This window comes from Streptomyces sp. NPDC003032 (assembly GCF_053591415.1).
Genome location: NZ_JBSFTT010000056.1, coordinates 22758 through 34700 on the forward strand (window position 1 = coordinate 22758; position 11943 = coordinate 34700).

Below are 11943 nucleotides of genomic sequence, written 5' to 3' on the forward strand. Positions count from 1 at the left end.
CACATCCACAGATCAGATCCGGTGGCGCAACCACGCCGCGTTCGCCGAGGGGCGATCGGGGTCGGCCGCCCACTTGTCGAGCCACCACAGCAGCCGTTCGCGGTGCTTGCCGGGTCTGCCGGCCACGTCGGCGAGCAGCTCCGCAACACGGTCGAGGCTCCCGGGACAACGGGACGCGTAGGTGTCGATCCACTCCCGCAGAGCCGGCAGCGCGGAGTCCTGCACCGGGCGCCTGGCCAGCGCGCGCGCCCACAGCTCCGCCACCTGCTCACCGTGTTCGGGCAGGGAGCTGAGCAGCAGGGGCACACCTTCGACTCCCGACGCCTCCGTCCCCGTCGATGGACGCTCGTACGGCTGGGAGACCGCGAAGACGAAGGCCGACAGCGTCTTGACGACCATGGGGGACATGTCCCCGGGAGCGGACCAGTCCAGGTAGCCCTCCAGGAGCGCGGCCGCCTGTCCTTGATGGACGAGGTGGACTCCGCCCCAGGCCACTGACGGCAGCGTGCCCCAGTCGTCTCCGCGGTCGAGCGCGCCGCGCAGTACGCCGACGGCACGGTCGGGGGCGGCGCGCCCGAGGATCCCGCCCACCGCGTTCGCGGCGGTGCCCGCGAGGCGCCGCTGGTACGCGGAACTGCCGCCCCGAGCCCATGCGTCCAGCAGTTCCCAGACAGCCTTGGACGATTCGGGGCGGCTGCCGGCCACTCCGAGCGCGGTCGCCGCGGCCTGCCGCTGGGGCCACGACGTGCTGCCCGCCCAACCGGTGAGGAACCGGTGCACCGCGTAGTGGTGGTCCGCCCATGCGAGGACCCCGGCGGCGACGGAGGCACGGGCCCGCACCTCCAGGTCGCGGTGGCCGAGCAGCCGGCGTAGCCATTCGAGGAAGGCGTCGCGGCGACCGTCCAGCGTGCCCCACCCGTGGACCAGGACGGCCCGGCCGAGCAACTCCCCCCGGAACCGGACCCGTGGCGGACCGCCCGCACCCAGTGGCCCCGAGCCGGTGGAGTCCAGCTGGATCCACGGCTGCTCATGGCCCAGACGGTCGGTGAACCGAAGGTCGGGCGGGGCCGGTGCGGGCGGGGTCAGGGCGGCGTGCAGCTTCACGGCGGCCTCGGCGACGGTGAGGTAACTGCTCTCCTCGAGTACGGCCGCGGCGAGCGCGAACGCGACGGCTTCGGGCGTCCGGTGCTGCTGGAACCAGGAACGGACCTGGTCGCTCGGATCGCGCAGGACCGCGACCGCCGCGGCCAGATCGCCCTCCGCGGTGATCACCGACGCGAGGCGTGCGGCGTGCCGGGCGGCGGGCTGTTCCCGCAGCGCGCTGACGGCGTCGTCGGCGTCGAGGAGCGCGTACAGCCGAGCCCGCGCGTCGGCCTCCGGCGCGTGGCCGAGCACCCGACGCTCCAGGATCGCCAGCGGGTCGGGCGGCGCGAGTTCGTGGCGGGCGAATGTCTCGTCGCCACTGGTGCTGGTGGCGGCGAGCGCGAGGTCGTGGCCACCGGTGAGGACGAGCCGGCAGCCGGCCGCACGGAGTACGGCGGCGACGGACGCCAACTGGCGTATCCCGAACTCACGGGCGCCCGGGGGCCCTTCATCGGTCTCCGCGAGGTACCCGCAGTTCGCCGCGGGCGGTTCCCACCCGGGCTCGATCAGAGCTGACGGGTCGAGCAGGCGGTGGCAGCCGCCTTCCTCGGCACCGCTGAGGGCGGCGGCCTCGGACAGCAGGTTGACGGCGGTGGCTGTACGCCCGCTGCCGGGCGGCCCGGTCAGTACGAGGAGGGCCTGCTTGCACAGGTCGTCGAGGGCTGTGTCATACCCCTCGGGCTGGACGAACAGCTCGGTGTACTCGTCGAGCTCGGCGCTGCCGAGGGGCACCGCCGCGCCCGCATGGCGGGCTGTCCCCGCGCCGCGTGCACCCCCGGTGTGGAATCCGCCGCCGAAACTGACGGTGTCGTTGAAGAGCGCCAGCGTGCCGATACGGGTCCCCGAGGCGTCGGCGTTCAAGCGTGCCGCGATGAGCTCGGCGATGGCGGACGCCCGCCGCGCTTCGGACCGCTCCGCGGCGTCGTGCCCGGCGTCCGAGGTGAGCGAACGCAGCGCGTCCGACTCACTGATGGGCCCGTCCCGCTCCTCGTCGAAGGGGAGCGTCGCGTCTTTCGGGGACTCTTCGGTGGAGGGTGCGGTGTCCTTCCGCGCGCTGTCGTACGCGGAGGCGCCGACCGGCGGCCGGGGCTCTGGTGTTGCTTCCTCGCTCAATGGATGTCGGTCTTCCGGGCTTGGCGGTAACGCGGAGCGGAGTGTGCAGGCGGCTTTCGGACGTCTACGAGATGTTCCAGTCGCCCTTGATCTCGACCTTCTCGTTGAACACCTGGGAATTCTTGATCAATGCCGCGTTGACCTGTGCGCCCCTGCCTTGGGCCGTTACGGCCTCATCCACCATGCGGCGCATCTCGTTCTCGAAGCCGCGGTCGAGCAGCATGTGGGCGGCAAGCACCCGCTCCAGGGTCTGCTGGGCGCTCTCGTCGTCGGGCGCCCGGGTGACCTCGACGAGCGCGGTTTCGGCCGCGGAGTCGCCGCGGAACCGTGCGCGGATCCGCTCGATCAGTCGAGCGCCGCCGTTCCATCCCGAACGGCCGGCCTCCTGGCCGGCGCTCTCCAACGCCCCCTTGACCACGAGCGCGACACCCGCGGCCGCAACAGCCGTCACCGGATCCATCTCATTCCCCCGATATCACCCACGGACCGATGGCATATGCGGCCCGGCCCGCCAAGGTAGGACATGTGGGTGGACCCTTGGCGAGCTTTTCCCAATCCCTGGTGCAGGTTGGCCAAAACCTGCCCGTGTGGGCTTCGCTGTTCCTTCCGATGTGCCATGAGCGCGAATCGGCCAAGCGGGGCAGAGGTGCGCAGGCCGGGCCGTCACGGAGGCGGCGGCGTGAGAGGCTGGATCGCATGAACCGGTTGGCTGGTGTGACCTCGCCTTATCTGCTTCAGCACGCTGACAATCCGGTCGACTGGTGGCCTTGGACGCCGGAGGCTTTCGAGGAAGCGCGACGGCGTGATGTACCCGTCCTGCTGTCCGTCGGCTACTCCGCGTGCCACTGGTGCCACGTCATGGCGCACGAGTCCTTCGAGGACGAGGCGACGGCCGCGCTCATGAACGAGAAGTTCGTGAACATCAAGGTCGACCGCGAGGAGCGGCCCGACGTCGACGCCGTCTACATGGAGGCCGTGCAGGCCGCGACGGGCCAGGGCGGCTGGCCCATGACCGTCTTCCTCACCGCCGACGCCGAGCCCTTCTACTTCGGTACGTACTTCCCGCCGGAGCCGCGGCACGGCATGCCGTCGTTCCCGCAGGTCCTCGACGGCGTCCACCGGGCGTGGACGGACCGGCGCGGCGAGGTCGCCGAGGTCGCCGGGAAGATCGTGCGCGAGCTGGGGGAGCGGCAGCTCACCCAGGGCGCAGGCGAGAAGCCCGGCGAGGACGAGCTGGCGCAGGCGCTGCTCGGCCTGACCCGCGACTACGACGCGGCGCACGGCGGCTTCGGCGGCGCGCCGAAGTTCCCGCCGTCGATGACGGTGGAGTTCCTGCTGCGGCACTACGCCCGCACCGGCTCCGAGGGCGCGCTCCAGATGGCCGCCGACACCTGCGAGCGGATGGCGCGCGGCGGCATCTACGACCAGCTCGGCGGCGGCTTCGCGCGCTACTCCGTCGACCGCGAGTGGGTCGTGCCGCACTTCGAGAAGATGCTGTACGACAACGCTCTGCTGTGCCGCGCGTACGCCCATCTGTGGCGGGCCACGGGCTCGGACCTCGCCAGGCGTGTCGCCCTGGAGACCGCGGACTTCATGGTCCGCGAACTGCGCACGGACGAGGGCGGTTTCGCCTCGGCGCTCGACGCGGACAGCGAGGACCCGGCGACGGGCGCGCATGTCGAGGGCGCGTATTACGTCTGGACCCCCCAGCAGTTGAGGGAGGTGCTGGGGCAGGCCGACGCGGAGCTGGCGATGGCCTGCTTCGGTGTGACGGAGGAGGGCACGTTCGAGGAGGGTGCGTCCGTTCTTCAACTGCCGGTGCCAGAAGGCTCCTTGGCCGATGCCTCGCGGATCGCAGCGGTGCGGGAGAGGCTCCTCGCCGCGCGCGCCGAGCGGCCCGCGCCCGGCCGTGACGACAAGGTCGTCGCCGCCTGGAACGGCCTCGCGATCGCCGCGCTCGCCGAGGTCGGCGCGTACTTCGACCGGCCGGACCTCGTCGCGGCGGCCGTGGGGGCGGGCGATCTTCTCGTACGTCTCCACATGGACGCCCGCGCACGGCTCGCCCGCACCTCGAAGGACGGGCAGGCAGGCGACAACGCGGGCGTCCTCGAGGACTACGCCGATGTCGCCGAGGGCTTCCTCGCGCTGGCCTCCGTGACGGGGGAGGGGGTGTGGCTGGAGTTCGCGGGGTTCCTGCTCGACCACGTCCTCGCGCAGTTCGTGGACGCGGAGAGCGGGGCGCTGTACGACACGGCGGTGGACGCGGAGCGGCTCATCCGGCGGCCTCAGGACCCCACGGACAACGCGGCGCCCTCCGGGTGGACGGCAGCCGCGGGGGCGCTGCTGTCGTACGCGGCGCACACGGGGGCCTCGCCGCACCGGACCGCGGCGGAGCGGGCGCTCGGCATCGTCAAGGCGCTCGGGCCTCGCGTGCCGCGGTTCATCGGGCACGGGCTCGCCGTCGCCGAGGCGGCGGTCTCCGGGCCTCTTGAGGTGGCTGTGGTGGGGGAGGTGCTGGGGGAGCTGCATCGGACGGCGCTGCTCGGCACGGCGCCGGGCGCGGTGGTGGCCGCGGGGCCCGAGGGGTCCGACGAGCTTCCGCTGCTCGCGGGGAGGGGGCTGATCGGGGGCTTCCCCGCGGCGTACGTGTGCCGCGGCTTCGTCTGCGACGCGCCTACGACGGAGCCGGCCGCGCTCGCGTCGAAGCTGTCCTGAACCGCCGCGCTTCCGGCGCACCCGCGCTGTTCCGCCGGCGGTGAACACCGGCCCGGACGGGCCGGGTGATCACTACCGTCCGGTCTCATGACGACAGTTACCACGCGCACGGTCGAGTACCCGGCCGACGGCCTCACGATGATCGGGCACCTCGCGCTCCCGGCCGGTGCCGGCCGCAGGCCCGCGGTTCTGGTCGGGCCCGAGGGGCCGGGGCTGAACGACTTCCAGCGGCGCCGGGCCGACGCCCTCGCCGAGCTGGGGTACGTGGCGCTGGCCTTCGACATCAACGGCGGGCGCTGGTTCACCGACCCCGGGGAGATGCTGGCGCACACGACGCCTCTGCTCGCCGACCCCGGCCGGATGCGGGGCATCGGCCACGCCGCGCTCGACGTGCTGCGCGCCGAACCGCGGACCGACCCCGACCGGATCGCCGCCGTCGGCTACGGCACCGGGGGCGCGATCGTGCTGGAACTCGGGCGCGACGGCGTCGACCTGCGCGCGATCGGCACGGTCAACGCGCTGACCACGGGCCGGCCGGGCGAGGCGGCGCGCATACGCTGCCCGGTGTGGGCCGGGGTCGGATCGGAGGACCCGATCATGCCGCCCGCGCAACGGGACGCGTTCGCCGCCGAGATGCAGGCGGCGGGCGTCGACTGGCGCCTCGTGGTCTACGGCGGCGCCCTGCACGCCTTCCACCACCCGCCGGTGGACCAGGCCGTGGTCCCCGGCGTCGGCCATCACCCACGACACGCGCAGCGAGCCTGGCACGACATCGTCGACCTGCTCGCGGAGTGCTTGCCCGGGGATTGAAAGCCCGTCCGGCGAAACCGGCGCCCACGCCAGCGCAAGCACTGCCCCGCGCCAGCGCAACCCCCGGCGCCAGCGCACCGCCGTGTGCCAGCGCATCGCCCCGCGTCAGCGCACCGCCCCGCCGAACTCCCCCACCGCCCCCGCCACAATCGCCTCAAGACGGTCGTGATGGGCGCCCCGCCAGTACACGCGGGAGCAGGTCCCGCACTGGGCGAAGACCTCGTACGTGCCCCGGGTGCCGCCCTCGAGGACATCCGCCACCTCCTCCTTCGTGGCCGTCCGCAGCTCGCCGTTGCAGGCCGTGCAGCGCGTCCAGGGGCGCAGCGGCGGGGTGAAACGGCCGAGGACGTCGCGGAGTTGTTCCTCTGGGCGGTCGCTGTAGACGTACGCGCCCGCCCACAGCTCGCGCCGCCGCAGCAGGCCCCGGTCGCGGCTCAGCAGGACGCGCCGCTCGGCCGCCGAGCGCGTGGCGAGGGCGGGGTCGCCGATGTCCGTGCTCTCGTACGCCGCGTCGACGCCGAGCAGCCGCAACCGCCGGGCCAGCGTGCCGAGATGGACGTCCAGGAGGAAACGGAGCGGGGCGCCCGGCACGGGCTGGGGGCGCGTCACCGCGCGGACCGCGACGGTCTCGCCCGCCGCCGGGACGTGCCCGGCGGCGACCTCGCGGCCGTCCACGACGAGCGCGCCGACCTCCGTCAGCGGGACGCCGAGGGACTCGACCACGTGCCCGAGCGTGGACGCGCCGTCCGTAACCACCGTGGTGGGGCCGCCCCTTCGCTCCTGCGGGACGAAGGTGCCCAGCTCGGGGGCGAAGCTGACGAGGATCTCCGGACCGTTCATACGGTCAGGATGGCACGGCGCGGGCGGCGGCCACCGGGGGTTTCACGCCTCGGCCGCCCCGGCGAACCCGCTCACCAGCATGTCCAGCGTGCGGTCCACGAGGGTGGCCAGGTCGTCCCGGTGGTCGTGCTCGGCCCAGTACGCCGCGGTCTCGGTGAGCGCGCCGATCAGGCCCATGGAGAACGCCCGCACCTCCAGCTCGCCGGGGTCGCGGCCGGTGCGCTCGGCGATGACGCGGCACAGGATGCCGCCGGTGACCGACATGCTCTCCAGCATCCGTGACCGCACGGCGGGCACCTCGATCATCAGCTTCGTCCGGAGCCTGGAGACCTCCGGCTCCTCCGCGAAGCCGAGGCCCACGGCCCCGCGCAGCACGTGCCGCAGCGACTCCACGAACGGTTCGCCGGCGGGCCGCTGCCGCAGTTCGCTCTCCAGGAGCGGGTCGAACTCGTCGGTGAGGACGATGTCCTCCTTGGTGGGGAAGTAGCGGAAGACCGTGGAGGGGGAGACCTCCGCCGCCTCGGCGATCTGCTCGACCGTCGTCGCCTCGTACCCCTGCTCCCGGATCAGCCGGTACGTCGCCTCACGGATCGCCACGCGGGTCTTGAGCTTCTTCCGCTCGCGCAGCCCAAGGCGGGGGGCGGACGCGGGGAGGGGAGTGGATGCGGCCGTCATGGCGTTCATTGTCGGGCATCCACCGGCGCCTTGCCCACGTCCCGCGGCGGCAGCCCCGGCCCGTCGCCGGACTTGGGGAGCAGCGCGGCGACGAGCAGCGCCGTCACCAGGGCGGCGACGCCGCTGACCAGCAGCACGAGGCCCATGCCGTGAACGTACGCGGCGTCGGCGGACGCGGCCAGGCGCGCGCTGCCCAGCCGGTCGGCGACAGCGTGGGCGGCGACCACCGAGTCCCCGGCGGCGTCGGCCGCGGGCCCCGGCAGCCCGCCGGTGTCCAGCTTGCGCGCGTAGGCCGAGGCGAGGAGCGAGCCGAGCAGCGCGATCCCGAGCGCGCTGCCGACCTGTCGTACGGTCATCATCAGCCCCGAGCCGGAGCCCGCGCGCTCCACGGGCAGCGCGCCGAGCGCCGAGTCCATGGCGGGCACGACCGCGAAGCCGAAGCCGAGTCCGGCCACCGACAGCCACAGGGCGGTGAAGCCGTAAGGGCTGTCGACCTCCGTACGGCTGCCGAGGATCGCGGCGAAGGCGAGCACCACGAGGCCGCCGCTGATCACCGCGCGCGACCCGAAGCGCCGTACGACGGGCTCCGCGCCCTTCGCGGCGACGAGCAGGCCGCCCATCATCGGCAGCATCCGCACGCCGGTGCCGAAGGCGTCGTTGCCGAGGACGGCCTGGAGGTACTGCGGCAGGACGAACAGCAGGCCGGACAGGACGAACATGACCAGTGTGGCCGCCATGGTGTTCAGGGAGAAGCCGCGGTTGCGCAGCAGCGTCATGTCGAGCATGGGGCGCGTCATCCGGCGCTCGCGCAGGACGAGCGCGGCCAGCAGGGCGGCGGCGCCCGCGAACATGCCGAGCACGAGGGGGTGGCCCCAGCCGCGGCCGGGGGCTTCTATGACGGCGTATATCAGCGCGCCGAGACCGGCGGCGGTCAGGGCGGTGGAGACCGCGTCGACCTTGGGCGAGGACGGGTCGCTCGTCTCGGGCAGCAGGAAGAGGCAGGCGACGAGGCCGATCGCGACCATCGGGACGTTGATCAGGAAGATCGAGCCCCACCAGAAGTGGTCGAGCAGCCAGCCGCCGACGATCGGCCCGAGCGGCGCGCCGAGCGCGGAGGCGGCCGAGACGATGCCGACGGCCTTGGTCCGCTCGCCCGGTTCGAAGAGCGCGGGCAGCACGGCGAGGGCGAGCGGCATGACGAGGGCGCCGCCCATTCCCATGACCGCGCGGGCCACCACGACGAGGGAGACGTCGTCGGCGAGGGTGCCGATGAGCGAGCCGGCCAGGAAGACGCCGAGCCCCACCATCAGGACCTTGCGCCGCCCGAACCGGTCGCCGAGGAGCCCGGCGGGGAGCATCAGCGCGGCGAAGACGACGACGTACGCGTCGGCCATCCACTGCTGCTGTCCGGTACTGGCGCCGAGCTGATCGGCCATGGTCGGCAGCGCGACATTGAGGATCGTCAGGTCGAAACCGAGCACGAGCATGCTCGCGACGAGGGCGCCCAGCGCCCACCAGCGGCGGGGGTCCTGCCGCGCGGCGGCAGGCGAGCTGATGACAGTGGCCATGAATTGAGAGTAGCTCTCAAAAGGTACCCACTGTCAATACGGACGCAAAAAGGTGGCCGCGGCTGAGAAGCCGCGGCCACCGAAGTGGAGCAAGGAGGGAGGGGAAAGATCAGCCGTGCTGGTACGCCACCAGCGAGATGCCGACGTAGTGCACGGCGAAGGCCGCGAGGGTCAGCGAGTGGAAGACCTCGTGGAAGCCGAAGAAGCGGGGGGAGGGGTTGGGGCGCTTGATGCCGTAGATCACGCCGCCCACGCTGTAGAGCAGCCCGCCGACGACGACCAGGACCAGTACGGCGATGCCGCCCGTGCGCATGAAGTCGGGCAGGAAGAAGACGGCGGCCCAGCCCATCGCGATGTAGCACGGCGTGTAGAGCCAGCGCGGGGCGCCGACCCAGAAGACGCGGAAGGCGATGCCCGCGACGGCCGCGCCCCAGATGCCCCAGAGCAGCCACCGCCCCTTGGAGTCGGGGAGCAGCAGCATCGTCAGCGGGGTGTAGGTGCCCGCGATGATCAGGAAGATGTTGGAGTGGTCGAGTCTGCGCAGGACGCCGTCCGCCCGGGGGCTCCAGTCGCCGCGGTGGTAGAGCGCGCTCACGCCGAAGAGCAGGCAGGCGGTCAGGGCGAAGACGCCGCAGGCGATCCGGCCGCGGGTGGAGTCCGCGAGCGCGGTCAGCACCAGCCCGGCCACGACCACCGCGGGGAACATGCCGGCGTGCAGCCAGCCGCGCATCTTCGGCTTCGCGGGCAGTGGCATCGACTGCGGGGGCGGGACGAGGGAGGGGGCGTCCTCGGGTTCCGGGATCGCTTCGGAGACGGAGGCGGTCATGGTCCGATCGTACCTACGGGCCCGTAGGTCGGGCATCAACCAGATGTGAACCGGTCATCAAATCGGGTGGAACCCCGCCCTCGCACCCCGAAGGTGTACAAGTGGCGATGCTCACGCCGCTCACGTGTGAAGCCCTCTGGACAGATGGGCGGCCACGTCGGATGATCAAATGAGTGCGGTCGGCACCGGATGAGCGCCAGAGGATCTACACGTGAAGCGTCCGGGTCGCAGCCCCCACGGGGCATACATCCTCAAAAACCCCCTCGATTAGGAGCAATCGTGGCGCGCGACATCGCGGCTCCCAGCACCGTCCCGACCAACACCGTCTCGACCACCACCGTCCCGACCGGCCACAAGGAGCTCGTCTCCTGGGTCGACGAGATCGCCGAACTGACGCAGCCGGACAGTGTGGTCTGGTGTGACGGCTCCGAAGCCGAGTACGAGCGCCTGTGCGACCAGCTCGTCGCCAAGGGCACCTTCAAGAAGCTCGACCCGATCAAGCGCCCCAACTCGTACTACGCGGCCTCCGACCCGACCGATGTCGCGCGCGTCGAGGACCGCACCTTCATCTGCTCCGAGAAGGAGGAGGACGCGGGCCCGACCAACCACTGGAAGGCCCCCGCCGAGATGCGGGAGATCTTCCGGGGCGCCGACGGCGAGGGCGGCGTCTTCCGCGGCTCGATGAAGGGCCGCACGATGTACGTCGTGCCCTTCTGCATGGGCCCGGTCGGCTCGCCGCTGTCCGCGATCGGCGTCGAGATCACCGACTCGGCGTATGTCGCCGTCTCCATGCGCACCATGACCCGGATGGGTCAGGCGGTCCTGGACGAGCTGGGCGAGGACGGCTTCTTCGTGAAGGCCGTCCACACGCTCGGCGCCCCGCTGGCCGAGGGCGAGCAGGACGTCCCGTGGCCCTGCAACTCCACGAAGTACATCTCGCACTTCCCCGAGGACCGCGAGATCTGGTCCTACGGCTCCGGCTACGGCGGCAACGCCCTGCTCGGCAAGAAGTGCTACGCCCTGCGCATCGCCTCCGTCATGGCGCGCGACGAGGGCTGGCTCGCCGAGCACATGCTGATCCTGAAGCTCACGCCTCCGCACGGAGAGTCGAAGTACGTCGCCGCCGCTTTCCCGAGCGCCTGCGGCAAGACGAACCTCGCCATGCTGGAGCCCACCATCTCCGGCTGGACCGTCGAGACGATCGGCGACGACATCGCCTGGATGCGCTTCGGTGAGGACGGCCGCCTCTACGCGATCAACCCCGAGGCCGGCTTCTTCGGCGTCGCGCCCGGCACCGGCGAGCACACCAACGCCAACGCCATGAAGACGCTGTGGGGCAACTCCGTCTTCACGAACGTCGCGCTGACGGACGACGGCGACGTCTGGTGGGAGGGCATGACGGAGGAGACTCCGGCGCACCTCACCGACTGGAAGGGCAACGACTGGACCCCCGAGTCGGCCCGCGAGGCAAGTGGGTACCGTCCGGCCGCGCACCCCAACGCCCGCTTCACCACCCCGGCCTCCCAGTGCCCGATCATCGCGCCCGAGTGGGAGGACCCCAAGGGCGTGCCGATCTCGGCGATCCTCTTCGGCGGCCGCCGCGCCAGCGCGGTGCCGCTCGTGACGGAGTCCTTCAACTGGCAGCACGGCGTCTTCCTCGGCGCGAACGTGGCCTCCGAGAAGACCGCCGCCGCCGAGGGCAAGGTCGGTGAACTGCGCCGCGACCCGTTCGCCATGCTGCCGTTCTGCGGCTACAACATGGGCGACTACATGGCCCACTGGGTCAAGGTCGGCGCGGACAAGCCCGACCAGTCGAAGCTGCCGAAGATCTACTACGTCAACTGGTTCCGGAAGGACGACGAGGGCCGCTTCGTATGGCCCGGGTTCGGGGAGAACTCCCGCGTCCTGAAGTGGATCGTGGAGCGCCTCGACGGCAGGGCCGAGGGCGTCGAGACCCCCATCGGCATCCTGCCGACCGTCGACTCGCTCGACACCGAGGGCCTCGGCCTGGCCGAGGCCGACCTGAAGTTCCTGCTCACGGTCGACAAGGAGGTCTGGCGCGAGGAGGCCTCGCTGGTCCCCGAGCACCTCAACACCTTCGGCGACCACACGCCCAAGGAGCTGTGGGACGAGTACCGCGCGCTGGTGCGGCGCCTCGGCACCGCCACAGCCGTTTCAAGGGCGAGCCCGAGCGCTTCGTGGTCCTGCGCGTCCGCTTCGAGCTGGAGGACGCTCAGGGGATGAGCGCCCCCA

General features: G+C 72.0%; 8 protein-coding genes and 1 pseudogene. 3 read left to right on the forward strand and 6 right to left on the reverse strand.

The window, feature by feature from the left end; all coding sequences use genetic code 11:
- Positions 1 to 12 precede the first annotated feature (12 nt).
- On the reverse strand, positions 13 to 2256 hold the full coding sequence (locus ACWDZ7_RS39205; protein ID WP_451803535.1) for a hypothetical protein: 2244 nt from the start codon (positions 2254 to 2256) through the stop codon (positions 13 to 15).
- A 64-nt stretch (positions 2257 to 2320) separates the two neighbouring features.
- Positions 2321 to 2716 carry a hypothetical protein gene (locus ACWDZ7_RS39210; protein WP_451803536.1) on the reverse strand — a complete coding sequence of 132 codons (396 nt, stop codon included), beginning with the start codon at positions 2714 to 2716 and terminating at the stop codon, positions 2321 to 2323.
- Between the two features lie 236 nt (positions 2717 to 2952).
- Here ACWDZ7_RS39210 and ACWDZ7_RS39215 point away from each other — a divergent pair, with 236 nt between their 5' ends.
- Both ACWDZ7_RS39215 and ACWDZ7_RS39220 read left to right on the forward strand, forming a co-directional pair.
- Positions 2953 to 4971: a thioredoxin domain-containing protein gene (locus tag ACWDZ7_RS39215; protein WP_451803537.1), complete on the forward strand. Its 2019-nt coding sequence runs from the start codon at positions 2953 to 2955 to the stop codon at positions 4969 to 4971.
- An 87-nt stretch (positions 4972 to 5058) separates the two neighbouring features.
- Positions 5059 to 5781 (forward strand): dienelactone hydrolase family protein, encoded by a 723-nt coding sequence (locus ACWDZ7_RS39220; RefSeq protein ID WP_451803538.1) that lies wholly within the window; start codon positions 5059 to 5061, stop codon positions 5779 to 5781.
- A gap of 105 nt (positions 5782 to 5886) precedes the next feature.
- Here ACWDZ7_RS39220 and ACWDZ7_RS39225 read toward each other — a convergent pair whose 3' ends face one another.
- The 4 genes from ACWDZ7_RS39225 to trhA form a co-directional block, all read right to left on the reverse strand.
- Positions 5887 to 6621 carry a Mut7-C RNAse domain-containing protein gene (locus ACWDZ7_RS39225; RefSeq protein ID WP_451803539.1) on the reverse strand — a complete coding sequence of 245 codons (735 nt, stop codon included), beginning with the start codon at positions 6619 to 6621 and terminating at the stop codon, positions 5887 to 5889.
- A 42-nt stretch (positions 6622 to 6663) separates the two neighbouring features.
- On the reverse strand, positions 6664 to 7296 hold the full coding sequence (locus tag ACWDZ7_RS39230) for a TetR/AcrR family transcriptional regulator (RefSeq protein ID WP_451803540.1): 633 nt from the start codon (positions 7294 to 7296) through the stop codon (positions 6664 to 6666).
- Positions 7297 to 7301: 5 nt separating this feature from the next.
- Entirely contained in the window at positions 7302 to 8864 is a 1563-nt protein-coding gene (locus ACWDZ7_RS39235; RefSeq protein WP_451803541.1) for an MFS transporter, read from the reverse strand.
- A gap of 109 nt (positions 8865 to 8973) precedes the next feature.
- Positions 8974 to 9690 carry a PAQR family membrane homeostasis protein TrhA gene (trhA, locus tag ACWDZ7_RS39240; RefSeq protein WP_451803542.1) on the reverse strand — a complete coding sequence of 239 codons (717 nt, stop codon included), beginning with the start codon at positions 9688 to 9690 and terminating at the stop codon, positions 8974 to 8976.
- Positions 9691 to 9969: 279 nt separating this feature from the next.
- Here trhA and ACWDZ7_RS39245 point away from each other — a divergent pair.
- Positions 9970 to 11850 (forward strand): annotated as a pseudogene (locus ACWDZ7_RS39245) (phosphoenolpyruvate carboxykinase (GTP)); the annotation flags it as partial.
- Positions 11851 to 11943 lie beyond the last annotated feature (93 nt).

Coding starts and splice junctions, on each gene's coding strand:
- ACWDZ7_RS39210 (WP_451803536.1), bottom strand. CDS start 2,716: ATGGATCCGGTGACGGCTGTTGCGGCCGCGGGTGTCGCGCTCGTGGTC.
- ACWDZ7_RS39215 (WP_451803537.1), top strand. CDS start 2,953: ATGAACCGGTTGGCTGGTGTGACCTCGCCTTATCTGCTTCAGCACGCT.
- ACWDZ7_RS39220 (WP_451803538.1), top strand. CDS start 5,059: ATGACGACAGTTACCACGCGCACGGTCGAGTACCCGGCCGACGGCCTC.
- ACWDZ7_RS39225 (WP_451803539.1), bottom strand. CDS start 6,621: ATGAACGGTCCGGAGATCCTCGTCAGCTTCGCCCCCGAGCTGGGCACC.
- ACWDZ7_RS39230 (WP_451803540.1), bottom strand. CDS start 7,296: ATGACGGCCGCATCCACTCCCCTCCCCGCGTCCGCCCCCCGCCTTGGG.
- ACWDZ7_RS39235 (WP_451803541.1), bottom strand. CDS start 8,864: ATGGCCACTGTCATCAGCTCGCCTGCCGCCGCGCGGCAGGACCCCCGC.
- trhA (WP_451803542.1), bottom strand. CDS start 9,690: ATGACCGCCTCCGTCTCCGAAGCGATCCCGGAACCCGAGGACGCCCCC.